Origin of the sequence: Acidovorax sp. (assembly GCF_047607405.1) — a bacterium.
Lineage (GTDB): Bacteria > Pseudomonadota > Gammaproteobacteria > Burkholderiales > Burkholderiaceae_C > Acidovorax.
Genome location: NZ_JASGDA010000027.1, coordinates 17,577 through 44,212, shown reverse-complemented (window position 1 = coordinate 44,212; position 26,636 = coordinate 17,577). Strand labels below are relative to the sequence as shown.

The window sequence follows — 26,636 nt, the reverse complement described above, 5'->3', positions numbered from 1 at the left end:
GCCCGCCTACTTCACCACCCTGGGCAGCCCGGGGCGCCGCTGGCAGCCAGCGCGGGCGCCGACGCCGCCGCCGATGCCGTGGATGCAGGCCCCGCCGCACCGTCGCGGCGCCGGAAGGTGACCGCCGACATGGGCACCACCAGCGCGTCGCGCGCCTCGGCCACGACGAAGAACACCTGGGCCGTCATCTGCGCCATCAGGCTGCGGTTATGGTTCTCCACGTCGAACAGCGCGTTGTAGAGCACCACGTTGTTGGTGACCGTGGGCGTGGGCTCGATCTTGCGCAGCTTGCCGTGCCAGCGCCGCCCCGGGCTGCCCAGGGTGGTGAAGTAGGCGGGCATGCCCACGCGCAGCCGGCCCACGTCGGCCTCGGACACCTGCGTCTGCACCGTCATGCTGGACTGGTCGGCCACGCGCAGGATGGTGGGCGCGGCCTGGTTGGTGTTGAGCGTCTGCCCCTGCTTGGCGGTGATGCTGACCACCGTGCCCGCCATGGGCGCGTAGATCTTGGTGTACTTCAGGTTCGACTCCTCCACGCGCATGCTGGCCTGCGTCTGCTCGATCTGCGCCTTCTGCGTGGTGATCTGCGCACGCGCTGCGTCTGCCGTGGTCTCGGCGTTCTGCACCAGCTCCAGCGTGGTGGCGTCTTCCTTGAGCAGGTTGCGCTGGCGCTGCAGGTCGCGCTCGGCCTTTTGCAGGTTGACCTGGCTTTGCGCCAGCTGCGCCTGCAGTGCGCGCAGGCTGGCGCGGCTGGCATCCACGCGGGCGGCAGACTGCTCGGCGTCGATCTCGGCGAGCAACTGGCCCTCGGTCACGTCGTTGCCCACCTCCACGTGCAGCTTCTTGAGCTGGCCCGAGACCTGCGCGCCCACGTCCACGTAGTCGCGCGGCTGCAGCGCGCCGGTGGCGCTGACCAGGTCCTCGAAGTGGGTGCGCTGCACGGTGGCGAAGACGTACTCCACCGTCTGGGCGCGGGACGCGCTCCACTTCGCCCAGGCAAACCAGCCGCCTGCGGCAACGGCGGCCAATGCAAGGGCGGCAAGGATCACGCGGCGGCGCGAGGGTGGCGAGGCAACAGCAGTCATGGGTTCGAGCAGAAGAAAGGCCCTGCGGCGGGCCGCGAAACGGCGGATGAAAAGCGGGGGCGATCATGGCAAAGCCAGGTAAAGCCGCCGCATGGGCCAGGTAAAGGTTTCGTCAATACTATTAAAATAATAGCTGCTTGCGCTTGCTGCATAAGCGCCAGAGGCCAAAAACACCTCAAGCTTTCAGATAGTCCGACCTGCCCCCCAGCCAGCGCGCCACGTGCTTCGCGGCCAGCTCAGGGTGGGCATCCAGCATCACGGGCGCCAGTTCGCGCGCCCAGTCCAGCAGCGCCGCGTCGGTGGCCAGGTCGGCAAAGCGCAGCAGCGCGTCGCCCGACTGGCGCGCGCCCAGAAACTCCCCGGGGCCGCGTATCTCCAGGTCGCGCCGGGCGATCTCGAAGCCGTCGTTCGTCTCGGCCATGGCGCGCAGGCGCTCGCGGGCCGTCTCGCCCAGGCGGCCACTGTCGCCGGTGGCGTACAGCAGCACGCAGGCCGACGCCGCCGCGCCGCGCCCCACGCGGCCACGCAGCTGGTGCAGCTGCGACAGGCCGAAGCGCTCGGCGTGCTCGATGACCATGAGCGAAGCGTTGGGCACGTCCACCCCCACCTCGATGACGGTGGTGCTGACCAGCACGCCCATCTGGCCGCTGGTGAAAAGCGCCATCACCGCCTTCTTATCAAAGGCGGGCATGCGCGAGTGCAGCAGGCCCACCATCACGCCGGGCAAGGCTTCGCTCAGCTCGGCGTGCGTGGCGGTGGCGTTGCTCAGGTCCAGCGCCTCGCTTTCCGCGATCAGCGGGCACACCCAATAGACCTGCCGCCCGGCCGCCACCTGCGCACCGATGCGCTCGACCACCTCGTCCTTGCGGCTGTCGGCGATGAGCTTGGTGACGATGGGCGTGCGGCCCGGGGGCAGTTCGTCGATGACGGAGACATCCAGGTCGGCGTAGTAGGTCATGGCCAGCGTGCGCGGGATGGGCGTGGCGCTCATCATCAGCATGTGCGGCTCTTGCCCCCTGTGGGCCAGTTTTTGCCGCAGCGCCAGGCGCTGGGCGACACCAAAACGGTGCTGCTCGTCGATCACGGCCAGCGCCAGGTTCTGGAAGCGCACCTGCTCCTGGATGACGGCGTGCGTGCCCACCACCAGCGCGGCCTCGCCGCTTTCCACCAGGGCCAGCATGGCGGCGCGCTCCTTCTTCTTCTGCCCGCCCACCAGCCACGCCACCTTGCGGCCCCGCGCGGCCAGCAGCGGCTCCAGCCAGCCGACCATCTTGGCGAAGTGCTGCCCGGCCAGGATTTCCGTCGGGGCCATCAGCGCGCACTGCCAGCCCGCGTCCATGGCGATGCAGGCGGCCAGGGCCGACACCACCGTCTTGCCCGACCCCACATCGCCCTGCAGCAGCCGGTGCATGGGCACGGGGCGGGCCAGGTCGGCGGCGATCTCCTCGCCCACGCGGCGCTGCGCTGCCGTGAGGCCGAAGGGCAGCGCGGCCAGCAGCTGCTCGTGCAGGGGCTGGGCCTTTTGCGCGCGCAGCACGGGGGCGCGCAGCCGATCACGTTCGCGGCGGGACTGCTGCTGCGACAGCTGCTGGGCCAGCAGTTCCTCGGCCTTCAGCCGCTGCCAGGCAGGGTGGCTGCGGTCTTCGAGCGTGGACAGGGCCACATCGGGCGCTGGGTGGTGCAAAAAAGTGAGCGCCTCGTGCAAGCTGCATAAGCGCTGGAGGCCATTTTGACCCATATTTTGAGCGATGGGCGGCTCCACGCCCGGCGGCAGCGTTTCCGACAGGTCCACCCGCGCCAGCGCGCTGGCGATGGCGCGGCGCAGATAGGGCTGGGGCAGGCCCGCCGTGGTGGGATAGACGGGCGTGAGCGCGGCGGGCAGCTCGCCGCCCGCCGCGCGAAAGGCCGGGTGCAACATTTGCCGCCCCCAGAAGGCCCCCTTGACCTCGCCCCGTATGCGCAGGCGCGCGCCCACGGCCAGCGTCTTCAGGTGCGAGGGGTAGAAGCTGAAGAAACGCAGCTCGCATTCGCCCGTGCCGTCCTGCACGCGCACCACGAGCTGGCGGCGCGGGCGCAACTGCACCTCGCTGGCGGTGACGGTGGCCTCGATCTGCACCGTCTGCCCGTCGCGGGCGTTCGCCAGGGGGGTGATGCGGGTTTCGTCCTCGTAGCGCAGCGGCAGGTGCAGGGCCAGGTCGATGTCGCGCGCCAGGCCCAGCTTGTGCAGCGCCTTCTGCGCAGGGCTGGCGGGCTGGGGGCGTGGGGCGGGCATGGGAGGGCAGGCAGGCGGCTGTAAGGCCCGAAAAGGCTACCATGGTTACCATCGATCGCATGCTCAAGCGCATCCCGATCCAGCACCTCACCCTGGGCATGTACCTGCACGAATTCTGCGGATCGTGGATGGACCACCCGTTCTGGCGCGCCAGGTTCCTGCTCAAGGACCCAAACGACCTGGCCCGCATCCGCGCCACGTCGATGCACGAATGCTGGATCGACACCGACAAGGGCCTGGACGTGCCCGTGGGCACCGCGTCCGTCTCGCGCGAGGAGGCCGACGCCCGCATCGAGACCGACTTCAGCCGCCTGGAAGACCTGCCGCCCATCACCGTGACGCTGCCGCCAGCCGCCCCCGCGCGCGACCGCCAGCCCGCCGACATGGCGAGCGAGCTGCAAAAGGCCGCCGCCATCTGCGTCAAGTCCAAGCAGGCCATGATCTCCATGTTCAGCGAGGCGCGCATGGGCCAGGCCGTGCGCATGGACAGCGCGCACAGCCTGGTCCAGGAGATCTCCGACTCCGTCACCCGCAACCCCGGCGCGCTCATCAGCCTGGCGCGGCTCAAGACGGCGGACGACTACACCTACATGCACTCGGTGGCCGTGTGCGCGCTGATGGTGGCGCTGGCCCGGCAGCTCGGGCTCAAGGAAGACCAGCAGCGCCTGGCGGGCATGGCGGGCCTGCTGCACGACCTGGGCAAGGCGGCGGTGCCGCTGGAGGTGCTCAACAAGCCCGGCAAGCTCACCGAACAGGAGTTCGCCGTGGTGCGCGGCCACCCGCTGGAGGGTTTTCGCATGCTCAAGGGCGGCGCCGCCGTACACGACGCGGTGATGGACGCCTGCCTGCACCACCACGAGAAGGTGGACGGCACGGGCTACCCCGACCGGCTGCAGGGCGACGGCATCAGCGTGATCGCGCGCATGGCGGCCGTCTGCGACGTGTACGACGCCATCACGTCCGACCGCCCCTACAAGCGCGGCTGGGACCCGGCCGAGTCGCTGCGCCGCATGGCGGAGTGGACGAACGACCACCTGGACGCGCGCATCTTCCAGGCGTTCGTGAAAAGCATCGGCATCTACCCCGTGGGCTCGCTGGTGCGGCTGACCTCGGGCCGCATCGGCGTGGTGACCGAGCAGTCGCCCGCCGCGCTGACCACGCCCGTCGTCCGGGTGTTCTTCTCCACCAAGTCCGACCTGCGCATCCCGCCCGAGCTGGTGAACCTGGCCGCGCCCGGCTGCAATGAAAAGATTGCCGCGCGCGAGGACCCGGACAAATGGAACTTTCCCGACCTGGCGCAGCTGTGGTCGGACCTGCCGGGACAGCCCTGGTAGTTGGGCTCTTCAGCATGAAAAACTCTCTCCTGCCGCTCCTCCTGTCCCCCTGCCTCGCCTGGGCCTCGCCCCCCGAACTGGCCGTGGGCACGCCCGCGCGGGGCGAACTCGCCCCTGCCCAAGCACTGCGCTGGCAGGTGCAGGCGCCCGCCGGGCACGTGGCGCAGGGCGATTTCGACGGCCCCGGCGCCGTGCTCGACCTGATCGACGCCGATGGCCGCCACCTGCGCCGCCTGGTGGCCGAGGGCGCCAGCCCCCAGGGCTTTACCTGGCAGCTGCGGCCCGGCCAGCAGTTGCAGGTGCGCGAAGGCGCCCAGCCCGGCCCCTACACCCTGCGCATCGCCCGCACCCTGGCGCCCGCCGCCGACACGCCTGCCGACGCCGCGCCCCTGCAAAGCCCCCGCCTGCGCGCCCTGGTGCGCACGCTGGCCGAAGGCGGCACTACGGATGCCTTCTGGCAGGAGCGCGCCCAGCACGGCACGCCGCTGGTGGAGCCGCTGTCCGAGCGCGAGTCGCTGGTCACCTTTCTGTGGCGCGGCACGGGCACAGGCGCGGACATGACGCAGAGCGTGCGCCTGTTCGGCAGCCCCTCGGGCAACCACGACCCGCTGGCGCGATTGGGGCAAAGCGACGTGTGGTGGGCCACCTTCCGCATGCCCGCCAGCGCCCGCCTGTCGTACCGCCTGGCGCCCGACGTGCCGCGCGTGCAGGGCAGCGCCACCGACAACCGCCGCATGATCCTGGCGACCGCGCAGCGCGACCCGCTGAACCCGCGCGTGTTCCCGGCACGGGCCGACGCGGCGCTGGACGTGTACCAAGGCGCCTCGGTGCTGGAGCTGCCCCAGGCCCCGCCCCAGCCCTGGGTGGCGCCGCGCCCCGGCGTGGCGCAGGGCACCCTCACGCGCCACGAGGTCGCCAGCCGCGTGCTGGGCAACCAGCGCCCCGTGTGGCTGTACCGCCCCGCAGGCGCCGCGCCCCAGGCGCTGCTCGTGCTGTTCGACGCCCACGCCTACCAGCAGGACGTGCCCACGCCGCGCATCGTGGACAACCTCATCGCCGACGGCCTGATCCCGCCCACGGCGGTGGTGCTGGTCTCCAACCCCAGCCCCGAGGCCCGCGCCACCGAGCTGCCGCCCAACCCGCTGTTCGCGCGCTTTCTGGACGAGGAGCTGATGCCCTGGGTGCGCGCCCAGGGCCTGGCACGGCCCGCCGCCGCGACGGTGATCGGCGGCTCCAGCTACGGCGGCCTGGCGTCGGCCTCCGCGGCGCTGCAACTGCCGCACTGGTTCGGCAACGTGCTCAGCCTGTCGGGCTCGTACTGGTGGGCGCCGCCGGGCGAGATCCCCGGCCACATGATGCGGGCGTATGCCCAGGCGCCGCAGCGCCCTGTGCGCTTCTACCTGGACGCGGGCCGCTACGAGGGCGCGCGCGGCGGGCAGGACGGCATCCTGGAAACCAACCGCCACCTGGGCGACGTGCTGCGCGCCAAGGGCTACGCCGTCACCCAGCGCGAACACGCCACCGGCCACGACTACCTGCACTGGCAGGGCGCCCTGGGCTGCGGGCTGGTGGCGCTGCTCAACCCCGAGCGCTTCGCGCAGGGGCTGGGCCGGGCGTGCGAGTCGTCTGCTATGTAAACAATAGCTGCTGGTGCTTGTCCAATAAGCGCTGGAGGCACTTTTGATGCTCAATGGCGGGGTTTGCGACAATCCTCTCCTTTCTCTTTCTTTCTCTTGGAACGGGCCTGTCCGGCCCTCAAGCATGACGACTGCACCGCGCCCCTTCACCCTCAGCGACTTCGATTTCTCGCTGCCCCCCGACCTCATCGCCCAGCACCCCGCGCCCGAGCGCAGCGCCTCGCGCCTGCTCGACGGCCGCGCCGCAGCGCCTGCCGACCGCATCTTCCGCGACCTGCCCCAGTTGCTGCAGCCGGGCGACCTGCTCGTCTTCAACGACACCCGCGTGGTCAAGGCCCGCCTGTTCGGCGAAAAGGCCAGCGGCGGCAAGCTGGAGCTGCTGATCGAGCGCGTTCTCACCGGCAACGAGGTCGTGGCCCACATGAAGGTCAGCAAGAAGCCCCTGCCCGGCAGCACCGTCCGTCTGGCAGGCAGCTTTGACGCCACCTTGCTGGGCCGCTGGCCCGACGCCGACGGCCCGCTGTTCCGCTTTGCGCTGCACGGCCCGGCGGGCGAAACGCCCTGGGAGCTGATGGAGCGCCACGGCCACCTGCCGCTGCCGCCCTACATCGAGCGCCAGCAGAACGCCGCGCACGACCCGGACGAAGCCGAGGACAGCCAGCGCTACCAGACGGTGTTCGCCCGCGCCCCCGGCGCCGTCGCCGCGCCCACGGCGGCGCTGCACTTCGACGAAGGCGTGCTCGCCGCCCTGGCCGCGCGCGGCATGGACGCTGCCTGCGTCACCCTGCACGTGGGCGCGGGCACCTTCCAGCCCGTCAAGACCGAGAACCTGGCCGAGCACCGCATGCACAGCGAGTGGTACGAGGTGCCCCACGCCACGCTGGCCGCGCTGGAGCGCTGCCGCCAGCGGGGGGGCCGCGTGGTGGCCGTGGGCACGACGACGGTGCGCACGCTCGAATCCTGGGCGCGCTCGGGCCAGGCCACGGGCGAGACGGACATCTTCATCACGCCGGGCTTCCCGTTCCAGGTGGTGGATGTCCTCGTCACCAACTTCCACCTGCCCAAGAGCACGCTGATGATGCTGGTGAGCGCCTTCGCGGGCTACGGGCACGTGATGCAGCTCTACCGCCACGCCATCGCCCAGCGGTACCGCTTCTTCAGCTATGGGGATGCGATGCTGCTGGAGCGCAGTGCTACCAAATAAATAGCTGCCAGCGCTTGCTGGACAAGCGCTAGAGGCCGATTTGGCTCAATTTTTGGCCTGCCCCAGCAGCCACTCATCCGGCGTGAAGACCGGCAGCACCGCGCCGGAAAAATCGCGCACGTTGCGCGTGACGATGCCTTGCACGCCCGCATGCCGCGCTGCCTCGTGCAGCACGGCGTCTTCGTAGTCGGAAAACCCGGTGCCGAGCGCATCGGCCAGCACCATGCGGGTCACGGGCGCCACGTCGAACAGTCGCAACAGCGTCTCGATCTGGCCGCGCGCGCTGCGCGCATCCAGGGCGCGGGCCGCCAGGTAGAACAGCGTGGTGACCGTGGTGGCGCACAGGAAGCCGCGCACTTCGCCGCGCTCCACCTGCGCCAGCACCTGGGCGGACGCGTGTACGTGGGGCTCGCGGTCCAGCAGCACGTCGAGCACCACGTTGGTGTCGAGCAGCAGCGATGTCATCCGTGCTTGGCCCGCAAATGGGCGCGCCAGTCTTCTTCGTCCAGCACGGCTGCGCCCTTGAGCGCGCCGCGCAGCGAGGCCACCGTCGGCGGCAGGGGCTCGCGCGCCGCCGCAGCCCTCGGCTCGTCCAGCTGGACGAAGTAGTCCGCCACCAGTTGCGACAGCGACTTGCCACGGCGCTGGGCACGCGCCTTGGCCTGCGCGATCAGGCGGTCTTCCAGCCTCAAGGTCAGTTTGGTCTGCATGGCGCTCTCCGGTTGACGTACAAAGCTCTTGTGCATTGTACGTCTCGGTAGCATCAGAACGCCACGGCGCACCCGTCCTTGCGCGGGTCCGACCCGGCGATGTACACGTCGCCCTGGCGCAGCACCAGCTGCGCGCCGCCGAAAGCGAACACGCCGTTGCCCGCCTCCACCGTGACCTCGTGGCCGCGCGCGCGCAGTTGCTCGACCACCGCCGCGTCGAAGTGCGGCTCCACGGCCACGCCCTTGCCGCCCGTCACGCGCCAGCGCGGGGCGTCTGCCGCCGCCTGCGGGTTCTGGCCGTAGCGCAGCACGCGCAGGGCCATCTGCGTGTGGCCCTGGCTCTGCATGGGGCCGCCCATCACGCCGAAGGCCATGCGCGGCGTGCCGTCGGCGTGCATGGCGAAGGCCGGGATGATGGTGTGCGAGGGGCGCTTGCGCGGGCCGACCTCGTTGGCGTGGCCGGGCTCCAGCGTGAAGCCGCAGCCCCGGTTCTGCAGGCTGATGCCCGTGCCGGGCACGACCACGCCCGAGCCGAAGCCCATGTAGTTGGACTGGATGAACGACACCATCATGCCGCTGGCATCCGCCGCCGCCAGATAGACCGTGCCGCCGGGGCGCGGCGCGCCGTAGCTGGGGCTGCCCGCGCGCGCGGGGTCGATGAGCGCCGCGCGCTCGCGCAGGTATTCGGGGCGCAGCAGGTCGGCGGGGGCGACGCGCATGTGGGCGATGTCGGCGTTGTACTGGTGCAGGTCGGCGAAGGCGAGCTTCATGGCCTCGACCTGCAAATGCACGCTGTCGATGCCGTCGAGCGGCTGGTCACCGACGCCCAGCGCATCGAGCATGCCCAGCGCCATCAGCGCCGCGATGCCCTGGCCGTTGGGCGGGATCTCGTGGATCACCGAATCGCCGAAGCGCTGGCTGACCGTGCCCACCCAGTCGGCCTGGTGCGCGGCGAGGTCCTGCACGGTCATGGCGCCGCCGTGGGCCTGCGCATGCGCGGCCATCTTGGCGGCCAGCTCGCCGCGGTAGAAGGCTTCACCCTCGGTGGCGGCGATCAGCTCCAGCGTGCGGGCGTGTGCCTCGCTGCGGAAGATTTCACCGGCGCGCGGGGCGCGACCGCCGGGCGCGAAACATTCGGCGAACCCCGGCTGATCACCCAGCCTGGCCAAGCCCAGCTCCCACAGCCGCGCGATGACGGGCGACACGGGAAAGCCGCCCCGCGCGTAGCCGATGGCGGGCTGCGCGAGCTGCGCGAACGGCAGCTTGCCCAGGCGCTTGGACAGCGCCACCCAGGCCGAGACGGCGCCGGGCACGGTGACGGCGTTCCAGCCCTTCTCGGGGATGCCGCCGAGCCGGGCGAAGTAGTCAGGCGTCCACGCGGCGGGCGAGCGGCCCGAGGCGTTGAGGCCGTGCAGTTCCTGGCCGTCCCAGACGATGGCGAAGCCGTCGCTGCCGATGCCGCAACCCGTGGGCTCGACCACGGTGAGCGCCATGGCGGCGGCGATGGCCGCGTCCACCGCGTTGCCGCCGGCCAGCAGCATGCGCAGGCCCGCCTGCGCGGCCAGCGGCTGCGAGGTGGAGACGACGTTGCGCCCCATCACCGCGCTGCGGTGCGAGGCGTAGGGCAGGCTCCAGTCGAGGGTCTTGGCATCGTGGTTCATGGCGTTCACTCCAGAGTGATCTTGTGCTGGCGGATCACGGCCGCCCAGCGCGCGCTGTCGGCCTGCACCATGGCAGCGAACTGCGCAGGCGAGCTGGGCGCGGCGGGCTCCACGCCCAGCTTGGCCAGGCCCGCAGCCACCTCGGGCGCCTGCATGGCCTTGGTGAAAGCCTTGTGGACGCGCTCCACGAGCGCGGGCGGCGCGCCAGCGGGCAGGTACACGCCGAACCACGTCACCGACGAATAGCCGGGCAGGCCCGATTCGGCCATGGTGGGCACTTCGGGCGCGAGCGTGCTGCGCTTTTCGCTGGTGACGGCCAGGGCGCGCAGCTTGCCGCCCCTGACGTGCGGCATGCCGGTGGGCAACGCGTCGAACAGCACGTGGACCTGCCCGGTCACGAGGTCGGGTATGGCCAGCGCCGTGCCCTTGTACGGCACGTGCGTCATCTCGATGCCCGCCTGCGCGCTGAAGGCGGCCGCGTTCAGGTGGACGATGGTGCCGTTGCCGCTGGTGGCGTAGTTCAGCTTGCCGGGGTGGGCCTTGCCGTAGGCGATCAGCTCGCTGACGGTCTTGACGGGCAGCGAGTTGGTGACCAGCAGCACGCTGGGCGCGTCGGCCACATGGGCCACGGGCGTGAAGTCGCGGCGCACGTCGTAGGCCAGGCGCGGCATGAGGTGCGGCGAGATGGCGTGCGTGCTGCTGGTGGTGAGCAGCAGCGTGTAGCCGTCGGGCGGCGCCTTGGCGGCCTCGGCGGAGCCGATGGTGCCGCCCGCGCCGGGCTTGTTGTCCACCACGAACTGCTGGCCCAGGTCCTGCGCCACGCGCTGCGTGACCACGCGGGCCACGAGGTCGGTCGCGCCGCTCGCCGGGAACGGCACCACCACGCGCACGGGCCGCTCGGGCCAGGTCTGCGCCTGCGCCCCTACCGCCCATGCCAACAACACCGCGCCCAGAGTCCATATACGCATTGCCATGCTCCTTGAAAAAATCAGACGATCAGTATCCGTGCTGCTCGCGGAAGGCGCGCGCCTTGCCGAAGTGCCCGTTGCCGATGAACGGCACGGGCGGGCGCAGCGCCGACAGGGGCGAGGGGTGGTTGGACATGAGCAGCAAATGCCCCCGGCCTGGCGGGATCAGCGCGCGCTTTCCCTGCGCGTGCGCGCCCCAGAGCATGAACACCACCGGGCGCGCGCCTTCGGCCACGTGGCGGATGACGGCGTCGGTCAACGCCTCCCAGCCCTGGCCCGCGTGGCTGGCGGGTTGGCCCTCCTCCACCGTGAGGCAGGTGTTGAGCAGCAGCACGCCGTTCTTCGCCCACTGCACCAGGCTGCCGCCGGGCTGGGGGAACGGCGGAAAGGGCACGCCCAGGTCGCGCTGCATTTCCTTGAAGATGTTCTGCAGCGACGGCGGCAGGCGCACGCCGGGCGCGACGGAGAAGGCCAGCCCCTCGGCCTGGCCGCGCCCGTGGTAGGGGTCCTGCCCCAGGATGACCACGCGCACGCTGCCCGGCGGCGTCAGCTCCAGCGCGCGCAGCGGGCGCGGCGGGAAGACGGTGGCGCCCGCCTGCAGCCGCGCGTTCAAAAAGGACAGCAGCGACTGCCCGCGTTCGCTGGCAAAAAAGCCGTCCACCAGCGGCTGCCAGCCCGGGGCCACGGGCCAGTGGGCCGGGTCGGCGGTGACGAGCTGGGCGTCAGCGTTTTGGGTCAAATCGGCCTCCAGCGCTTATCCAGCAAGCACATGCAGCTATCAAGAAAATAGCGATGCCAGTGCCTGCCCCGGGTCGGGCGCGCGCATGAAGGCTTCGCCGACGAGGAAGGCGTGTACACCGGCCTCGCGCATGCGCTGCACGTCGGCGGGCGCGAGGATGCCGGACTCGGTGACCAACAGGCGGTCGGCGGGCACGTGCTTTTGCAGGTCCAGCGTGGTCTGCAGGCTGACTTCAAACGTGCGCAGGTTGCGGTTGTTGATGCCCACCAGCGGGGTCTTGAGCTTGAGCGCCCGCTCCAGCTCGGCGCCGTCGTGTACCTCCACCAGCACGGCCATGTCCAGGCTGCGGGCGATGGCCTCGAAGTCGGCCATTTGCGAATCCTGAAGGCAGGCGGCGATCAGCAGGATGGCGTCTGCGCCCATGGCCCGCGCCTCGTAAATTTGGTAGGCATCGACCATGAAATCCTTGCGCAGCACCGGCAACTGGCAGCTCGCGCGCGCCTGCTTGAGGTAGTCCACGCCGCCCTGGAAGAACTGCCTGTCCGTCAGCACCGACAGGCAGGCCGCGCTGACCTTGCCGTCGCCTTCGGCATAGCTTTGCGCGATGTCGGCCGGGATGAAGTCGGCGCGCAGCACGCCCTTGGATGGGCTGGCCTTCTTGATCTCGGCAATCACCGCTGCCTGGCCCCGGGCGACCTTGGCGCGCAGCGCGCCCTCGAAGTCACGGGTGAGCACGCGGCTCTCGGCGTCGGCGCGCATGGCCGCCAGGGGCAGGCGCTTTTGCGCGGCGGCCACTTCCTCGTGCTTGACGGCGACGATCTTGTTGAGGATGTCGCTGCTCATTGCGCCACCTCCGCCAGGGCGTGCGTGCGCGTGACCAGCTGCTCCAGCTTGGCCAGCGCCGCGCCGGATGCGATGGCCTCGCGCGCCTTGGCCAGCCCTGCGGGCACCGAGTCCACCACGTTGGCCGCGTACAGCGCCACGCCTGCGTTCAGGCACACGATGTCGTGCGCCGCGCCGGGCGCGCCCTTCAGCACGCCGATCAGCATGTCGCGCGACTGCTCGGGTGTGTCCACCTTGAAGGCGCGGTGGCTCGCCATGGCCAGGCCAAAGTCCTCGGGGTGGATTTCGTACTCGGTGATCTGGCCGTTCTTCAGCTCGCCCACCAGCGTGGACGCGCCCAGGCTCACCTCGTCCATGCCGTCGCGGCCATAGACGACTACCGCGTGCTCCGCGCCCAGGCGCTGCAGCGCGCGCACCTGGATACCCACGAGGTCGGGGTGGAACACGCCCATGAGGATGTTGGGCGCGCCCGCCGGGTTGGTCAGCGGCCCCAGGATGTTGAACAGGGTGCGCACGCCCAGCTCCTTGCGCACGGGGGCCACGTTCTTCATGGCGGGATGGTGGTTGGGCGCGAACATGAAGCCCATGCCCACCTCGGCGATGCACCGGGCGATGGCCTCGGGCGGCAGGTTGATGTGGATGCCCAGCGCCTCCATCACGTCGGCGCTGCCGCTCTTGCTGGAGACGCCGCGCCCGCCGTGCTTGGCCGTCTTGGCCCCTGCGGCGGCGGCCACGAACATGGCGCAGGTGGAGATGTTGAAGGTGCCCGCGCCATCGCCGCCCGTGCCCACGATGTCCACCAGGTGCGTGGCGTCGTGGACGTGTACCTTGGTGGAGAACTCGCGCATCACCTGCGCGGCGGCGGTGATCTCGCCGATGGTTTCCTTCTTCACGCGCAGGCCGGTGACGATGGCCGCCGTCATGACGGGCGACAGCTCGCCGCGCATGATCATGCGCATCAGGTGCAGCATCTCGTCGTGGAAGATCTCGCGGTGCTCGATGGTGCGCTGCAGCGCTTCTTGGGGAGTGATGGACATGGTGCTTGTCTCCTAGGGCCGGTCCGACAGGGCCAGCTTGATTCCGAAACCGATGAACATGGCGCCCGCCACGCGGTCCAGCCAGTGCAGGGCGCGCACGCGCCGCGCCATCCAGCCCGCCGCCAGCGCCCAGCCCACGTTCACGGGGATGGCGTTCACGTTGAACAGCACGCCCAGCAGCACGAAGGCCAGCGCCTTGTTGTCCGCCCCCGGCGCGATGAACTGCGGCACGAAGGCCAGGAAGAAGATGGCGACCTTGGGGTTGAGTACGTTCGTCCAGAAACCGCCCAGGAACACCCTGGACAGCGGCATGGCCTGCGCGGGCGCAACGCCGCTGCCGCCGTCGCCCGAGGGCTGGCCGGGCAGCAGCATGCGCGCGCCCATCCACACCAGGTAGGCCGCACCCGCCCACTTGAGCACGGTGAACGCCGTGGCCGACGTGGCCAGCAGCGCCCCCACGCCCACGGCGGCGGCGAAGGTGTGAACGAAGCACCCGGCCGTGATGCCCAGCCCCGCCACGACGCCCGCGCGCGTGCCCGAGCGCAGCGCGTTGGACACGATGTAGAGCACGTCCGGCCCCGGCGTGAGGTTGAGCAGCCAGCCCGCCGCGACGAACATCAGCAGTTGCTGCGGCTCGATGACACCCGTCACGGCGCCTGCTCCAGAAAGTTCTTCAGCATGGCGTGCCCGTGCTCGGTGAGGATGCTTTCGGGGTGGAACTGCACGCCCTCGATGGGCAGCGTCTTGTGGCGCACGCCCATGATCTCGCCGTCCTCCGTCCAGGCCGTGACCTCCAGCACCTCGGGGCAGGTGGCGCGCTCGATGGCGAGGGAGTGGTAGCGGTTGACGGTGAATTTTTCGGGCAGCCCCGCGAACACGCCCTTTTGCGTGGTGGTGATGACGCTGGTCTTGCCGTGCATCAGCTCCCGCGCGCGGATGATGTTGCCACCGAAGGCCGCACCGATGCTCTGGTGGCCCAGGCACACGCCCAGAATGGGCAGCCTGCCCGCGAAGTGCTGGATGGCCGCGACCGAAATGCCCGCCTCGGCGGGCGAGCAGGGGCCGGGCGAGATGACCAGCCGGTCGGGCGCGCGCGCCGCGATGCCGTCGAGCGTGATCTCGTCGTTGCGGAACACCTCCACCTCGGCGCCCAGCTCACCGAAGTACTGGACGATGTTGTATGTGAAGCTGTCGTAGTTATCGACCATCAAGAGTTTCATGCGGCTCATTCCAGGCCCTCCTCGACGAGTTCCGCCGCGCGCAGCAGGGCGCGGGCCTTGTGCTCGGTTTCCTTCCATTCCAGCTCGGGGACAGAGTCGGCCACCACGCCCGCAGCCGCCTGCACGTACAGCGTGCCGTTCTTGACGATGCCGGTGCGGATGGCGATGGCCACGTCCATGTCGCCCGCGTAGCTCAGATACCCGCACGCGCCGCCGTACAGGCCGCGCTTGGTGGGTTCCAACTGGTCGATGAGTTCCATCGCATGCACCTTGGGCGCGCCGGTGAGCGTGCCCGCCGGGAAGGTGGCGCGCAGCACGTCCATGCTGGTCATGCCGTCGTGCAGCACGCCCTCGACGTTGCTCACGATGTGCATCACGTGGCTGTAGCGCTCCACGGCAAAAGCCTCGGTCACCTTCACGGTGCCGGTCTTGGCGATGCGGCCGATGTCGTTGCGCGCCAGGTCGATCAGCATGACGTGCTCGGCGCGCTCCTTGGGGTCGTTGATGAGTTCGACCTCGGTGGCCTTGTCCTTCTCGGGCGTGGCGCCGCGCGGGCGCGTGCCCGCCAGGGGGCGGATGGTGACCTTGGCGCCTTCGTCGGTGCGCTCCTGGCGCACCAGGATCTCGGGGCTGGCGCCCACCACGTGGAAGTCGCCGAAGTCGTAGAAGTACATGTACGGCGACGGGTTCAGCGAGCGCAGGGCGCGGTACAGGGAGAGGGGCGATTCGGTGTAGCGCTTGTGGATGCGCTGGCCCACCTGCACCTGCATGAAGTCGCCCGCGGCGATCAGCTCCTTGGCGCGGTTCACGGCTTCCAGATAGTCGGCCTTGGCGAAGTCGCGCTGGGCGGGGTGGCTTTCGGTCGGTTTGACGATGGGCGCGCTGACCGAGTACCTGAGCTGGTCTTTCAGTTCGCGCAGGCGCTTCTTGGCGCGGGCATACGCCTCGGGCTGGGCCGGGTCGGCATAGACGATGAGGTAGAGCTTGCCCGACAGGTTGTCGATGACGGCCAGCTCCTCGCACTGCAGCAACAATATGTCGGGGCAGCCCAGGGTGTCGGGCGGGCAGGACTCTTCGAGCTTCTTCTCGATGTAGCGCACCGCGTCGTAGCCGAAGTAGCCCGCCAGGCCGCCGCAAAAGCGCGGCAGGCCGGGGCGCAGCGCCACCCTGAAGCGCTTTTGGTACGCCTCGATGAAGTCCAGCGGGTTGCCCGCCGCCGTCTCGACCACCTGGCCGTCGGTCACGACCTCGGTCCTGGCCGCGTCGCCGAAGCCGCTGGCGCGCAGCAGCGTGCGCGCGGGCAGGCCGATGAAGCTGTAGCGGCCAAAGCGCTCGCCGCCCACCACGGATTCGAGCAGAAAGCTGTGCCGCCCGCCGTCCTTGGTGTGGGCGAGCTTGAGGTACAGCGACAGGGGCGTTTCCAGGTCCGCAAAGGCTTCGGCCATGAGCGGAATGCGGTTGTAGCCATCGCTGGCCAGGCTTTTGAATTCAAGTTCTGTGATCACGGGGAAGGCTCCCGGCTATGCGCAGGCCCGGGAAAGGTACGGGGCGCTGCGGTTCATTCGGTCAATCGGCCCACCGCTGGGGTGAGGGCCACGGGCGCACGCTGGGGCGGCAGGCCCAGGTGCCATCAGGCGTTCAGGCTGACAGGCTGACGCCAGGGCCAGGCTCCCCGGTCGCTGCAACCTGTGATGAACACGTGGTGAATGAACATGGTGGGCAAAGTGTAGCAAAGCTTTCCTGGGCATCTTGGGGGGTTCCGGCAACGCCGCGCCAGCGGCGGTCGCAACCGCTCGAAAACCCTGTTGCGGCCAGCGTCCGGCGCAGCAACAATTAGAAACGCACGATCGTGCTTTTTTGGAGACAACCATGACAACATTCCTACAACGGTGCGCCGTGGCGGCGGGGGCTTTTCTTCTGGCGGCCAGCGCCGCCGCCCAGCCTGTGACCGTGGCCGACGTGAAATACGCGGAGACCGCCAGCGTGGGCGGCACCGGCCTCGTGCTCAATGGCGCCGGGGTGCGTTACAAGGCCGTGTTCAAGGTGTACACGGCGGGCCTGTACCTGGAGAAAACGGCACAAACGCCCCAGGAGGTGGCCGCCCTCAAGGGCCCCAAGCGCGTGAGCATCACCATGCTGCGCGACATCGACTCGTCCGAACTGGGCAAGCTGTTCTCGCGCGGCATGGAAGACAACATGGACCGGGCGGCGTTCTCCAAGCTCATCCCGGGCGTGCTGCGCATGGGCCAGATCTTCTCGGAGCACAAGAAGCTGCTGGCAGGCGACCAGTTCTTGATCGACTGGATACCCGGCACCGGCACCGTCATCACCGTCAAGGGCGTGCGGCAGGGCGAGCCGTTCAAGGAGCCCGAGTTCTTCAACGCGCTGCTGGGCATCTGGCTGGGCCACGCCCCGGCGGACTGGAAGCTCAAGGACGCCCTGCTGGGCAAGGCCGCAGGCTGAACGCACTGCCATGAAACCCGCCAACCTCTCCGTCGGCCTGCGCCTGGGCGCGTCCTTTGGCGTCATCCTGCTCATCACGGCCCTGATCGCCGCCACGGGCATGTGGCGCATCGCCAGCCTGCAGGGCGCAAGCGAGCGGGCCGCCACGCAGGAGATCGAGCAGCAACTGCTGGTGGAAGACTGGGCGGCCGACATCCGCCTGAACTGGGTGCGCACCGAGGCCTTCCTCAAGGCCATCGACCGCGACTACATGGACAAGCTCACGGCCGACACCGAGGCCACCGCGAAGGGCATGGACGCCAAGGTCAAGCGCATCGAGGCGCTGGTGCAGGGCGAGCCGGGGCGCGCGCTGCTCGCCGCCATCGCCGCCGCGCGCACGGCCTACAGCGACAAGCTGGCCGAGATCCGCGAGCTGCACCGCGGCGGCGAGCCCAACGTGCCCACGCTGGTGGACAAGGACCTGCGCCCCCTGGCCGACAAGTACCTCAAGTCGCTCGACGACCTGCGCCACGCCATGGCCGCGCAACTGGCCGAGAGCCAGGCCGACACCGGCGCCCAGGCCCGGGCCAGCCAGGTGCTGCTGGGCGTGGGCACGCTGGTGGCCGTGGCGCTGGGCGCGCTGCTGGCCTTCACGGTCACGCGCTCCATCGTGCGGCCCGTGCGGCTGGGCCAGCAGGCCGCCGAAAGCATCGCCAGCGGCGACCTGACGCACCCCATCACGGCGAGCAGCCGCGACGAAACCGGGCAGCTGCTGCAGGCCCTTTCCACCATGCAGTCGCGCCTGGCGGGCATCGTGGGCAACGTGCGCCGCAGCGCCGAGGGCGTGGCCACGGCCAGCGTGGAGATCGCCATGGGCAACAGCGACCTGTCGGCGCGCACGGAGCAGCAGGCGTCGGCCCTGCAGCAGACCGCCGCGTCGATGGAAGAACTGGGCTCCACCGTCAAGCAGAACGCCGACAACGCGCGCCAGGCCAACCAACTGGCGATGAGCGCATCCACCGTGGCGGTGCAAGGCGGCGAGGTGGTGGCCGAAGTGGTGGACACCATGAAGGGCATCAACGACAGCAGCAAGAAGATCGCCGACATCATTGGCGTGATCGACGGCATCGCCTTCCAGACCAACATCCTGGCGCTGAACGCCGCCGTGGAAGCCGCACGCGCGGGCGACCAGGGCCGGGGCTTCGCCGTGGTGGCGGGCGAGGTGCGCAGCCTGGCCCAGCGCAGCGCCGAGGCGGCCCGGGAGATCAAGGGCCTGATCGGCACCAGCGTGGAGCGCGTGGAACGCGGCACGGCCCTGGTGGACAAGGCGGGCGCCACCATGACCGAGGTGGTGAGTGCCATCCGCCGCGTGACGGACATCATGGGCGAGATCAGCGCCGCCAGCAGCGAGCAGAGCCAGGGCGTCTTGCAGGTGGGCGAGGCCATCACGCAGATGGACCAGGCCACACAGCAGAACGCCGCGCTGGTGGAGCAAAGCGCGGCGGCGGCCGACAGCCTCAAGACGCAGGCGGGCCAGCTCGTGGAGGCGGTGGCGGTGTTCCGCCTGTCGCACGCGGATGCCGCCCAGGCCGCCATTGCGGCCCCTGCGCCCGCGCCGCGCCTAGGCGCCTAGCTGCGCCAGCGAATCCACGAAACCATCCGCATCCACGGCCCGCACGGGCTGGCCGTGGTTGTAGCCGTAGGTCACCAGCACCACCGGGCAGCCCGCCGCGCGCGCGGCCTGCGCGTCGTTGCTGCTGTCGCCCACCATCAGCGTGCGCGCGGGCTGCGTACCCAGGGCCTCGCAGGTCTTGACGAGGGGCAGCGGGTCGGGCTTCTTGCGCGCGAAGGCGTCGCCGCCGAACACGTGGTCGAAGTAGCCATCAAGCCCCTTGGCGCGCAGCAGCGGCACGGCAAAGCCCGTGGGCTTGTTGGTCAGGCAGGCCAGGCGCAGGCCCGCGCCGCGCAGCGCCTGCAGCCCCTCATGCGCCCCCGCATAGACGGCGGCGTACTGGCCGTTCACGGCCAGGTAGTGGCGCTGGTAGCTGGCCCAGGCGGCGGGGTACAACGCTTCTGTTTTGATAGCTGCCTGTGCTTTCCCATCAAGCGCCAGAACGTGATTGAGCACTGAACGCAGCAGGTGCTCGGAGCCCTTGCCCACCATCTGCTCGATGTGCTGTGCGCCGATGGGCGGCAAGCCCAGGTCGCGCAGCATGCCGCCCAGCGCCGCCGCGAAGTCGCCCAGGGTGTCCACCAGGGTGCCGTCCAGGTCGATGATGGCCGCGTCCACGCGGGAGAGCACGGCGGTGAGGGGGGCGCGAGCGTTCATGAACTGAGTTTACCCAGCGCCCACTGAGCGCCTGGGCTGACGGCGGCGCTGGGAACCGTCCGACAAGGCGCGGCGCCGGGCGCGCCTACGCTGCGGGCAACCATTCGTTTTGTCCGTTCATCCAAGGAACCCCTGCCATGACACACCGCACAGCCTGGACTGCGCCCTTCATCGCCGCCGCCTTGTTCGGCACCTGCGCCGCGCTGGCGCAGACCCCGCCGCAGGACGCGCGGGCGCGCTATGAGCAGGAGCGCGAGAAGTGCCAGACCCGCAACACCCAGGACAGCCTGGCCACCTGCCTGCGCGAAGCCGACAACGCCCTGGACGCCGCGCGCAAGGGCCAGTTGAGCAACCCCGGCCCGACCGCAGCGGACAACGCCACCCAGCGCTGCGCCGCCTTCCAGAGCGCTGCGGATCAGGCGGAGTGCCTGCGCCGCGTGCAGTCGGCGCCGGCCAGCGGCTCGGTGTCGGGCGGCGGCGTGCTGCGCGAATCGGTCACGACGACGATCGTGCCGCCGCCCCAATAGAAATTTGAATGAAATCGGCCTCTAGCGCTTATCCATCAAGCGCAGATAGCTATCAAATAATGAGCGTTTCAGGCCAATTGGGTGCGCATGGCGTTGATGACGCCCTGGTAGTCCGGCTTGCCGAAGATGGCGCTGCCCGCCACGAAGGTGTCCGCCCCCGCGTCCGCCACGCGGCGGATGTTGTCGGCCTTGATGCCGCCGTCCACCTCCAGGCGGATGTCCTTGCCCGTCGCGTCGATGCGGCGGCGCACGGCCTCGATCTTGCGCAGGGCCGAGTCGATGAAGCTCTGGCCGCCGAACCCGGGGTTGACGCTCATGATGAGGATCAGGTCGATGTCGTCGATCACCCAGTCCAGCACGTCCAGCGGCTGCGCGGGGTTGAACACCAGGCCGGGCTTGACGCCCTTGGCGCGGATGGCCTGGATGCTGCGGTGTACGTGGGGCGAGGCGTCGGGGTGGAAGCTGATGTAGTCCGCCCCCGCGTCGGCAAACGCGGCGGCCAGGGCGTCCACCGGTTCGATCATCAGATGCACGTCGATGGGCGTGGCGCCCGCGTGGGGCTTGAGTGCCTGGCAGACCATGGGGCCGAAGGTCAGGTTGGGCACGTAATGGTTGTCCATCACGTCGAAGTGGATCCAGTCCGCGCCTGCGGCGATGACGCTGCGCACTTCCTCGCCCAGGCGGGCGAAGTCGGCGGACAGGATGGACGGGGCGATGCGGTAGGTGGGGCGGGTCATGCGGCGGATTGTCGCAGTTACCATTCGCGCATGCCCACCAAGTACCAGTTCGACGTGCAGGTGCAGCCCGAGTACCTGCCCGAGCAGTCCGCGCCGGATGACGGCGTGTTCAGCTTCGCCTACACGATCACCATCACCAACCTGGGCACCGCCCCGGCGCAGCTCATTTCGCGCCACTGGATCATCAGCGACGCGCGCGGCCATACCGAGGAGGTCAAGGGCCTGGGCGTGGTGGGGCACCAGCCGCTGCTCAAGCCGGGCGAATCGTTCCAGTACACCAGCGGCTGCCGCCTGCGCACGGCCAGCGGCACCATGCACGGCACCTTCCACTGCGTGACCGAAGAGGGCGCGCCGTTCGCCACGCCCGTGCCGCTGTTCGTGCTGGAGGCGGCGGGGCACGGCCCCTCGGGCGCACGGGTGCTCCATTGAAAGACTTGACCGCCCTGCTGGCCGAGCTGGACCCGCAGGCCAGCCTGGCGCACCGCCACCTGTGGCTGATCCGCCTGCTGGACTGGGTGCGCGGCCAGCGCGACTCCGTGCCCGCCGCCGTGGGGCGCGTGCGGCTCTTTCTGGACGCGGTGGAGGCCCGCCCCGACATCCAGCCCCGGCTGCAGGCCTGGTGGGCCACGCTGGTGGAGCACGTGGACATCACCACCCTGCTGACGGACTTCGGCTTTGCGCCGCGCACCGCGCTGGTCAGCGAGATCGGCCAGCGCCTGCGCACCAAGCTGCTGCCGGGCAGCCCCGAGACCATCGACGCGGGCGAGCTGTTCATGCTGGCGCTGCCCAGCGCGTTCGACGCGCAGTGGCTGGCGGCGCTGGAGGAGGAGCCGCTCCAGCGCGTGGTCGCCCTGCTGGCGCCGCACGATGCCGACGGCCCCTCGCGCTGGCACCGGGCGCTGCTCGACGCCATCACCTACTGCGCGGGCCAGATCCTCTCGACCGGCTTCGCGCCCGAGCTGCGCCTGCGCATGAGCGAGTCCGCGCGCGAGGCGCAGCCCTTTCATGCGCTGATCCGCGACGTGGAGAGCCTGCGCGTGGAGGCCCTGCACCCGCTGCGCACGCCCGACCGCCTGAATGAAGCGGCCCAGCGCCTGCGCGAGCGGCTGGAGGCGTGCCGGGCGGCCACGGCCACGGTGTACACGCACTTCGAGGACAACGGCATCTCCGTGGGCCTGGTGTTCCTGTTGCGCCAGTTGCGCGAGCGCATCCTGCGCGTGCGCGAGCTGCTGGACTGCCTGCTCTCGCCCCAGCCTGCCGTGACCGCCGCGCGGCTGCTGGCGCGGCTGGTGAGGGTGGGCCAGGAGCAGCGCAGCGTGCGCGCGCTGCTGGCGTCCAACTCGTCGCTGCTGGCCGCCAAGGTGGCCGAGCGCAGCGCCGAGACGGGCGAGCACTACATCACCCGCACCGGGGCCGAGTACCGCGCCATGGTGCGCAAGGCCGCGGGCGGCGGCGCGCTGATGGCCTTCACCACGCTCGCCAAGTTCGCCCTGCACGCGCTGGCGCTGTCGGCGTTCTGGGGCGGCTTCATGGCGGGGGTGAACTACGCCGTCACCTTCGTGCTGATCCAGCTGCTGCACCTCACGGTCGCCACCAAGCAGCCGGCCATGACCGCGCCCGCCATGGCCGCCAAGCTCAAGGACCTGGGCAGCGGCAATGACGGCGTGCAGGCGTTCGTGGACGAGATCACGCACCTGGTGCGCACGCAGGTGGCCGCCGTGCTGGGCAACGTGCTGGTAGTGATCCCGGCGGTGCTGGCGCTGGCCGCGCTCATCGCCCTGGCCACGGGCCACCCCGCCATCAGCGAACGCGAGGCGCGGCACGTGCTGGCGTCGCTGCACCTGCTGGGGCCGTCGCTGTTCTTCGCGGCGTTCACGGGGGTGCTGCTGTTCGCGTCGAGCATCGTCGCAGGCTGGGTAGAGAACTGGTTCGTGCTGCACCGCCTGGACTCGGCCCTGCACTACAACCCGCGCATCACCGGCCTGCTGGGCGCGCCGCGCGCCGCGCGATGGGCGCGTTTTCTGCGCGAGCACATCTCGGGCTTCGCGGCCAACATCTCGCTGGGCTTCATGCTGGGCCTGGTCCCGGCGTTCGCAGGGTTTTTCGGATTGGGGCTGGACGTGCGCCATGTCACACTCTCGACCGGCCAGGTGGCCGCCGCCAGCGCCACGCTGGGTCTGGATGTACTGCACCAGAGTGCCTTCTGGTGGGCCGTGGCCTCGCTGCCGCTGGTGGGGGCGCTGAACGTATCGGTCAGCTTCTACCTGGCGTTCCGGCTGGCGCTGCGGGCACAGAACGTGAGCGGCGTGGACCGCTCGCGCATCTACGCGGCCATACGCTCGCGCGCGCGCCGCGCGCCGCTGAGCTTCTTCGTTCCGGGGCGCAACGCCGCCTGACCGGCCAGGCGCCTGTCCTACAGGGCAGGCATGCCCGGGCCGGTACATTCCGGGCAGCGCCCGCTGGCCGCCGCGGCGGCTGCTATTTCGAGGACTCCATCACATGAACGAAATCCTGAGCTTCTGGGCGCAATGGCTGCGCCCCTCGGCCGGATTGCCCACGGTGCAGTGGTCGCTGCTGCTCGCCGTTGCCGCCATGGCGGGCTATCTCACGCAGCGCCACACGGGCCTGCCCAAGGTGGTGGGCTATTCGCTGGTGGGCACGGTGGCGGGGCTGGCGGGCTTCAGCGGCGCCGTGTGGCCGCTGCAGGGCATCGGCCTGTTCCTGCTGGAGCTGGGCGTGGCCCTGGTGCTGTTCGAGTGCGGCGGTCGCATTCCGCTGCGCTGGTTCCGCCACAACCCCATGGTGCTGGTGCAAAGCCTTGCCGAATCGGCGCTGACCTACTTCGCCGTCTATGGGGTGCTGGTGTGGCTGAAGCTGCCCGCGCAGGTGGCGGGCCCGCTGGCGCTGGTGGCGCTGGCCGCCTCGCCCGCCGTGCTGACGCGCGTGGTGGCCGACACGCGCGCCGCAGGCCCCGTGACCGACCGGGCCATCGTGCTCACCACCCTGTCGTCGCTGTACGCGCTGGCGCTGGGCAGCGCCCGGGCCGAGCTGGCCAACCGCCACGGCCTCACCGTGTTCGAGACCATCTATCCGGTGGTGGTGGTGCTGGGCGTGTCCATCGTGGTGGCGGCCGTGCTGGCGCTGGTGCTGCGCACGGCGCTGCGCTTCATGAGCCCCACGAGCGAGAACACGTCCATGCTGTTCCTGACCCTGGTGGCCGCAGGCACGGCCGTGGCCGCGCACATGGGCGGCTCGGCGCCGCTGGCGGCGCTGCTGGGCGGCATGCTGGTCAAGCAGCTCAACCCGCGCCCCTGGGCCTGGCCGCGCCAGTTGGGCAATGCCTCGTCGCTGCTGACCATGCTGATGTTCGTGCTGGTCTCCACCGTGGCGGCGCAGGCCGACTGGAGCGCCCCCGTGGCGGGCGTGGTGCTGGCGCTGATCGCCGTGCGCCTGCTCGCCAAGGTCACGGGCGTGGCGCTGGGCAACGTGGGCAGCGGCGCGAGCTGGAAGCAGGCGCTGTGGATGGGCGGCGCGATGACGCCCATGTCGTCCATCGCGCTGCTCATCGCCTCGCAGTTCGTGGTGGCATCGCCCGCCACCGGCCGCATGATCGCGGGGGTGGCGCTGCCCGCCATTTTGCTGATGGAGGTGCTGGGCGCCGTCATCGCCACCGTGGCGATCTACCGCGCGGGCGAAAGCTCCAAACCCTGGGCGCCGCTGACGGCCCGGGGCCCTGACGGAGACACGCAGCCATGAGCCTGGAACCCTTCCACCATTCCGAACCGCTGACGCTGGGCGTGGAGCTGGAGCTGCAGCTCGTCAACACCCACGACTACGACCTGGCCCCCTACGCCGAAGACATGCTGCGCCTGATGCGCCGCGCCCCGCTGCCCGGCAGCGTGGTGCCCGAGATGACCAACAGCATGATCGAGATCTCCACCGGCATCTGCCACTCGGCCAGCGAGGTGCTGGGGCAGCTCACGCCCATCCGCGACGCGCTGGTGAAAAGCGCCGACAAGCTCAACATCGCCGTGGTGGGCGGCGGCACGCACCCCTTCCAGCAGTGGCACGAGCGGCGCATCTACGACAAGCCGCGCTTTCGCGAGCTGTCGGAGCTGTACGGCTACCTCTCCAAGCAGTTCACCATCTTCGGCCAGCACGTCCACATCGGCTGCCCCGACGCGAACGCGGCCCTGCTGATGCTGCACCGCATGAGCCGCTACATCCCGCACTTCATCGCGCTGTCGGCGTCCAGCCCCTACGTGCAGGGGCACGACACGGCGTTCGACTCGGCGCGGCTGAACTCGGTGTTCGCCTTCCCGCTGTCGGGCCGCGCGCCGCTGGCGCTGACGTGGGAAGACTTCAGCGCCTACTTCGACAAGATGACGCGCACCGGCGTGGTCAAGAGCATGAAGGACTTCTACTGGGACATCCGCCCCAAGCCCGAGTTCGGCACCATCGAGATCCGCGTGTTCGACACGCCGCTGACCATCGAGCGCGCCGCCGCGCTGGCGGGCTACGTGCAGTCGCTGGGCGCGTGGTTCCTGGCCGAGCAGCCCTTCGCCCCGCAGGAAGACGACTACCTGGTCTATACCTACAACCGCTTCCAGGCCTGCCGCTTCGGGCTGGACGCCGTGTACGTGGACCCCGCCACGGGCGAGCACCTGCCGCTGCGCGAGCACATCCTGCACACCATGGACAAGATCGCCAGCCACGCCGCCATGCAGGGCGCAGCCAACGCCATGCACATGCTGCGCACCGAGGTCGAGGCGGGCCAGAACGACGCCCGCTGGCTGCGCGAGCGCCAGCGCGAGGAGCAGTTGCTGGCAGAAGTCAGCCGCCAGGCCGCGCAGCGCTTTCGCGGCGTGGCCATCTGAGCGCCATGGGTGAGTTCGACCTCATCGCCCGCTACTTCACCCGCCCCGCCCGCAAGGCGGCGCTGGGCGTGGGCGACGACTGCGCGCTGCTCGCGCCCGCGCCGGGCATGCAACTGGCCGTCTCCAGCGACATGCTGGTCGAGGGCCGGCACTTCTTCGCGGACGTGAGCCCCGAGGCCCTGGGCCACAAGGCCCTGGCCGTGAACCTGAGCGACCTGGCCGCCTGCGGCGCGCGCCCGCTGGCCTTCACCCTGGCCCTGGCGCTGCCGCGCGTGGACGAGCCCTGGCTGGCCGCCTTCGCGCGCGGCCTGCTGCGGCTGGCCGACGCGCATGGCTGCGAACTGGTCGGCGGCGACACCACGCGAGGCCCGCTGAACATTTGCATCACCGTGTTCGGCGAGGTACACGCGGGCCAGGCCCTGCTGCGCAGCGGCGCGCGCGCTGGCGACGACCTCTACGTGAGCGGCACGCTGGGCGATGCGCGGCTGGCGCTCGAAGCCCTGCTGGGCCGCATCCGCCTGCCCGCCGCAACACTGGCCCGCGCCCGCGAGCGCCTGGAGCGCCCCACGCCCCGCGTGGCGCTGGGGCTGGCACTGCGCGGCATCGCCAGCAGCGCCATGGACGTGAGCGACGGGCTGCTGGGCGACCTGGGGCACATCCTGAAGGCATCGGGCGCGGGGGCCTGCGTGGATGCGTCGATTACTACTAATTTGATAGCTGCATGTGCTTATCCAGAAAGCGCTGGAGGCCCATTTGACCCTGAATTGATCCACCAATGCACGCTGGCCGGGGGCGACGACTACGAGCTGCTGTTCACCGCCCCGCCCGCCCTGCGCGACGCCGTGGCCGCCGCCGCGCAGGCCAGCGGCACGCCCGTCACCCGCATCGGCCGCATCGAGGCGCAGCCGGGCCTGCGGCTGGTGGACGCGCAAGGGCAGGCGGTGGCGCACGGGTATGCTTCGTTCGACCATTTCCGGTGACCGCCGCCGCTCCAACGCGCGCACATCCGCATGC

25 protein-coding genes are annotated in these 26,636 nt (G+C 70.2%); 11 read left to right on the top strand and 14 right to left on the bottom strand.

Going from position 1 to position 26,636, the window contains the following annotated elements; translation table 11 throughout:
* Positions 1-11: 11 nt before the first annotated feature.
* The gene (locus QM569_RS03610; RefSeq protein WP_414985855.1) at positions 12-1,085 is read right to left on the bottom strand and encodes an efflux RND transporter periplasmic adaptor subunit; all 1,074 of its coding nucleotides are present in this window, start codon (positions 1,083-1,085) and stop codon (positions 12-14) included.
* A 175-nt stretch (positions 1,086-1,260) separates the two neighbouring features.
* Positions 1,261-3,357 carry an ATP-dependent DNA helicase RecG gene (gene recG, locus QM569_RS03605; protein WP_414985854.1) on the bottom strand — a complete coding sequence of 699 codons (2,097 nt, stop codon included), beginning with the start codon at positions 3,355-3,357 and terminating at the stop codon, positions 1,261-1,263.
* Between the two features lie 59 nt (positions 3,358-3,416).
* On the opposite strand from recG, the gene QM569_RS03600 reads away from it, so the two are divergent.
* From QM569_RS03600 to queA, 3 genes are all read left to right on the top strand, one after another.
* On the top strand, positions 3,417-4,691 hold the full coding sequence (locus QM569_RS03600) for an HD-GYP domain-containing protein (RefSeq protein ID WP_414985860.1): 1,275 nt from the start codon (positions 3,417-3,419) through the stop codon (positions 4,689-4,691).
* Positions 4,692-4,705: 14 nt separating this feature from the next.
* Positions 4,706-6,328, top strand: a complete 1,623-nt coding sequence (locus QM569_RS03595) for an enterochelin esterase domain-containing protein (protein WP_414985853.1) — start codon at positions 4,706-4,708, stop codon at positions 6,326-6,328.
* 124 nt (positions 6,329-6,452) lie between these two features.
* On the top strand, positions 6,453-7,532 hold the full coding sequence (gene queA, locus QM569_RS03590) for a tRNA preQ1(34) S-adenosylmethionine ribosyltransferase-isomerase QueA (protein ID WP_414985852.1): 1,080 nt from the start codon (positions 6,453-6,455) through the stop codon (positions 7,530-7,532).
* Between the two features lie 45 nt (positions 7,533-7,577).
* On the opposite strand, the gene QM569_RS03585 is transcribed toward queA, so the two are convergent.
* From QM569_RS03585 to trpE, 10 genes are read right to left on the bottom strand one after another with little or no spacing between them, the layout of a single operon-like run.
* Complete coding sequence (locus tag QM569_RS03585) at positions 7,578-7,997, bottom strand: PIN domain-containing protein (RefSeq protein WP_414985851.1); 420 nt, start codon at positions 7,995-7,997, stop codon at positions 7,578-7,580.
* Positions 7,994-8,242, bottom strand: a complete 249-nt coding sequence (locus QM569_RS03580) for a DUF6364 family protein (protein WP_414985850.1) — start codon at positions 8,240-8,242, stop codon at positions 7,994-7,996. The genes QM569_RS03585 and QM569_RS03580 overlap by 4 nt, the downstream gene beginning before the upstream one ends.
* Before the next feature lie 53 nt (positions 8,243-8,295).
* Complete coding sequence (locus QM569_RS03575) at positions 8,296-9,903, bottom strand: gamma-glutamyltransferase family protein (RefSeq protein ID WP_414985849.1); 1,608 nt, start codon at positions 9,901-9,903, stop codon at positions 8,296-8,298.
* A gap of 5 nt (positions 9,904-9,908) precedes the next feature.
* Positions 9,909-10,871 (bottom strand): Bug family tripartite tricarboxylate transporter substrate binding protein, encoded by a 963-nt coding sequence (locus QM569_RS03570; RefSeq protein WP_414985848.1) that lies wholly within the window; start codon positions 10,869-10,871, stop codon positions 9,909-9,911.
* Positions 10,872-10,899: 28 nt separating this feature from the next.
* Complete coding sequence (locus QM569_RS03565; protein ID WP_414985847.1) at positions 10,900-11,610, bottom strand: uracil-DNA glycosylase; 711 nt, start codon at positions 11,608-11,610, stop codon at positions 10,900-10,902.
* 39 nt (positions 11,611-11,649) lie between these two features.
* Positions 11,650-12,453 (bottom strand): indole-3-glycerol phosphate synthase TrpC, encoded by an 804-nt coding sequence (gene trpC, locus QM569_RS03560; RefSeq protein WP_414985846.1) that lies wholly within the window; start codon positions 12,451-12,453, stop codon positions 11,650-11,652.
* Positions 12,450-13,490: an anthranilate phosphoribosyltransferase gene (trpD, locus tag QM569_RS03555; RefSeq protein ID WP_414985845.1), complete on the bottom strand. Its 1,041-nt coding sequence runs from the start codon at positions 13,488-13,490 to the stop codon at positions 12,450-12,452. The genes trpC and trpD overlap by 4 nt, the downstream gene beginning before the upstream one ends.
* A gap of 12 nt (positions 13,491-13,502) precedes the next feature.
* Positions 13,503-14,108 carry a LysE family translocator gene (locus tag QM569_RS03550; protein ID WP_414985859.1) on the bottom strand — a complete coding sequence of 202 codons (606 nt, stop codon included), beginning with the start codon at positions 14,106-14,108 and terminating at the stop codon, positions 13,503-13,505.
* Between the two features lie 29 nt (positions 14,109-14,137).
* The gene (locus QM569_RS03545; protein WP_414985858.1) at positions 14,138-14,710 is read right to left on the bottom strand and encodes an aminodeoxychorismate/anthranilate synthase component II; all 573 of its coding nucleotides are present in this window, start codon (positions 14,708-14,710) and stop codon (positions 14,138-14,140) included.
* Positions 14,711-14,715: 5 nt separating this feature from the next.
* A complete protein-coding gene (gene trpE / locus QM569_RS03540) occupies positions 14,716-16,215 on the bottom strand; it encodes an anthranilate synthase component I (protein ID WP_414985844.1) in 1,500 nt (499 codons plus the stop codon).
* 364 nt (positions 16,216-16,579) lie between these two features.
* On the opposite strand from trpE, the gene QM569_RS03535 reads away from it, so the two are divergent.
* Entirely contained in the window at positions 16,580-17,173 is a 594-nt protein-coding gene (locus QM569_RS03535) for a chalcone isomerase family protein (RefSeq protein WP_414985843.1), read from the top strand.
* A gap of 10 nt (positions 17,174-17,183) precedes the next feature.
* On the top strand, positions 17,184-18,785 hold the full coding sequence (locus tag QM569_RS03530; RefSeq protein ID WP_414985842.1) for a methyl-accepting chemotaxis protein: 1,602 nt from the start codon (positions 17,184-17,186) through the stop codon (positions 18,783-18,785).
* Here the strand turns inward: QM569_RS03530 and gph are convergent.
* On the bottom strand, positions 18,774-19,481 hold the full coding sequence (gph, locus tag QM569_RS03525; RefSeq protein WP_414985841.1) for a phosphoglycolate phosphatase: 708 nt from the start codon (positions 19,479-19,481) through the stop codon (positions 18,774-18,776). The genes QM569_RS03530 and gph overlap by 12 nt on opposite strands.
* Positions 19,482-19,618: 137 nt before the next feature.
* Between gph and QM569_RS03520 the strand changes: the two genes are divergently transcribed.
* Positions 19,619-20,008 carry a hypothetical protein gene (locus tag QM569_RS03520; RefSeq protein WP_414985840.1) on the top strand — a complete coding sequence of 130 codons (390 nt, stop codon included), beginning with the start codon at positions 19,619-19,621 and terminating at the stop codon, positions 20,006-20,008.
* A gap of 68 nt (positions 20,009-20,076) precedes the next feature.
* Here the strand turns inward: QM569_RS03520 and rpe are convergent, their stop codons facing one another.
* Complete coding sequence (rpe, locus tag QM569_RS03515; RefSeq protein WP_414985839.1) at positions 20,077-20,745, bottom strand: ribulose-phosphate 3-epimerase; 669 nt, start codon at positions 20,743-20,745, stop codon at positions 20,077-20,079.
* Positions 20,746-20,775: 30 nt separating this feature from the next.
* On the opposite strand from rpe, the gene apaG reads away from it, so the two are divergent.
* From apaG to thiL, 5 genes are all read left to right on the top strand, one after another.
* Positions 20,776-21,174 (top strand): Co2+/Mg2+ efflux protein ApaG, encoded by a 399-nt coding sequence (apaG, locus tag QM569_RS03510; RefSeq protein WP_414985838.1) that lies wholly within the window; start codon positions 20,776-20,778, stop codon positions 21,172-21,174.
* Positions 21,171-23,141, top strand: a complete 1,971-nt coding sequence (locus tag QM569_RS03505) for a site-specific recombinase (protein WP_414985837.1) — start codon at positions 21,171-21,173, stop codon at positions 23,139-23,141. The genes apaG and QM569_RS03505 overlap by 4 nt, the downstream gene beginning before the upstream one ends.
* 103 nt (positions 23,142-23,244) lie before the next feature.
* Positions 23,245-24,501, top strand: coding sequence for a cation:proton antiporter (locus QM569_RS03500; RefSeq protein WP_414985836.1), 1,257 nt, complete (start codon positions 23,245-23,247; stop codon positions 24,499-24,501).
* A complete protein-coding gene (locus QM569_RS03495; RefSeq protein ID WP_414985835.1) occupies positions 24,498-25,622 on the top strand; it encodes a YbdK family carboxylate-amine ligase in 1,125 nt (374 codons plus the stop codon). The genes QM569_RS03500 and QM569_RS03495 overlap by 4 nt, the downstream gene beginning before the upstream one ends.
* Positions 25,623-25,627: 5 nt before the next feature.
* Positions 25,628-26,602, top strand: a complete 975-nt coding sequence (thiL, locus tag QM569_RS03490; protein ID WP_414985834.1) for a thiamine-phosphate kinase — start codon at positions 25,628-25,630, stop codon at positions 26,600-26,602.
* Positions 26,603-26,636: the final 34 nt, after the last annotated feature.

Excerpts from the sequence above, each read along its gene's own strand:
- QM569_RS03610 (WP_414985855.1), bottom strand. The coding sequence starts at position 1,085 with ATGACTGCTGTTGCCTCGCCACCCTCGCGCCGCCGCGTGATCCTTGCC.
- recG (WP_414985854.1), bottom strand. The coding sequence starts at position 3,357 with ATGCCCGCCCCACGCCCCCAGCCCGCCAGCCCTGCGCAGAAGGCGCTG.
- QM569_RS03600 (WP_414985860.1), top strand. The coding sequence starts at position 3,417 with ATGCTCAAGCGCATCCCGATCCAGCACCTCACCCTGGGCATGTACCTG.
- QM569_RS03595 (WP_414985853.1), top strand. The coding sequence starts at position 4,706 with ATGAAAAACTCTCTCCTGCCGCTCCTCCTGTCCCCCTGCCTCGCCTGG.
- queA (WP_414985852.1), top strand. The coding sequence starts at position 6,453 with ATGACGACTGCACCGCGCCCCTTCACCCTCAGCGACTTCGATTTCTCG.
- QM569_RS03585 (WP_414985851.1), bottom strand. The coding sequence starts at position 7,997 with ATGACATCGCTGCTGCTCGACACCAACGTGGTGCTCGACGTGCTGCTG.
- QM569_RS03580 (WP_414985850.1), bottom strand. The coding sequence starts at position 8,242 with ATGCAGACCAAACTGACCTTGAGGCTGGAAGACCGCCTGATCGCGCAG.
- QM569_RS03575 (WP_414985849.1), bottom strand. The coding sequence starts at position 9,903 with ATGAACCACGATGCCAAGACCCTCGACTGGAGCCTGCCCTACGCCTCG.
- QM569_RS03570 (WP_414985848.1), bottom strand. The coding sequence starts at position 10,871 with ATGCGTATATGGACTCTGGGCGCGGTGTTGTTGGCATGGGCGGTAGGG.
- trpC (WP_414985846.1), bottom strand. The coding sequence starts at position 12,453 with ATGAGCAGCGACATCCTCAACAAGATCGTCGCCGTCAAGCACGAGGAA.
- trpD (WP_414985845.1), bottom strand. The coding sequence starts at position 13,490 with ATGTCCATCACTCCCCAAGAAGCGCTGCAGCGCACCATCGAGCACCGC.
- QM569_RS03550 (WP_414985859.1), bottom strand. The coding sequence starts at position 14,108 with ATGTTCGTCGCGGCGGGCTGGCTGCTCAACCTCACGCCGGGGCCGGAC.
- QM569_RS03545 (WP_414985858.1), bottom strand. The coding sequence starts at position 14,710 with ATGAAACTCTTGATGGTCGATAACTACGACAGCTTCACATACAACATC.
- QM569_RS03535 (WP_414985843.1), top strand. The coding sequence starts at position 16,580 with ATGACAACATTCCTACAACGGTGCGCCGTGGCGGCGGGGGCTTTTCTT.
- QM569_RS03530 (WP_414985842.1), top strand. The coding sequence starts at position 17,184 with ATGAAACCCGCCAACCTCTCCGTCGGCCTGCGCCTGGGCGCGTCCTTT.
- gph (WP_414985841.1), bottom strand. The coding sequence starts at position 19,481 with ATGAACGCTCGCGCCCCCCTCACCGCCGTGCTCTCCCGCGTGGACGCG.
- QM569_RS03520 (WP_414985840.1), top strand. The coding sequence starts at position 19,619 with ATGACACACCGCACAGCCTGGACTGCGCCCTTCATCGCCGCCGCCTTG.
- rpe (WP_414985839.1), bottom strand. The coding sequence starts at position 20,745 with ATGACCCGCCCCACCTACCGCATCGCCCCGTCCATCCTGTCCGCCGAC.
- apaG (WP_414985838.1), top strand. The coding sequence starts at position 20,776 with ATGCCCACCAAGTACCAGTTCGACGTGCAGGTGCAGCCCGAGTACCTG.
- QM569_RS03500 (WP_414985836.1), top strand. The coding sequence starts at position 23,245 with ATGAACGAAATCCTGAGCTTCTGGGCGCAATGGCTGCGCCCCTCGGCC.
- QM569_RS03495 (WP_414985835.1), top strand. The coding sequence starts at position 24,498 with ATGAGCCTGGAACCCTTCCACCATTCCGAACCGCTGACGCTGGGCGTG.
- thiL (WP_414985834.1), top strand. The coding sequence starts at position 25,628 with ATGGGTGAGTTCGACCTCATCGCCCGCTACTTCACCCGCCCCGCCCGC.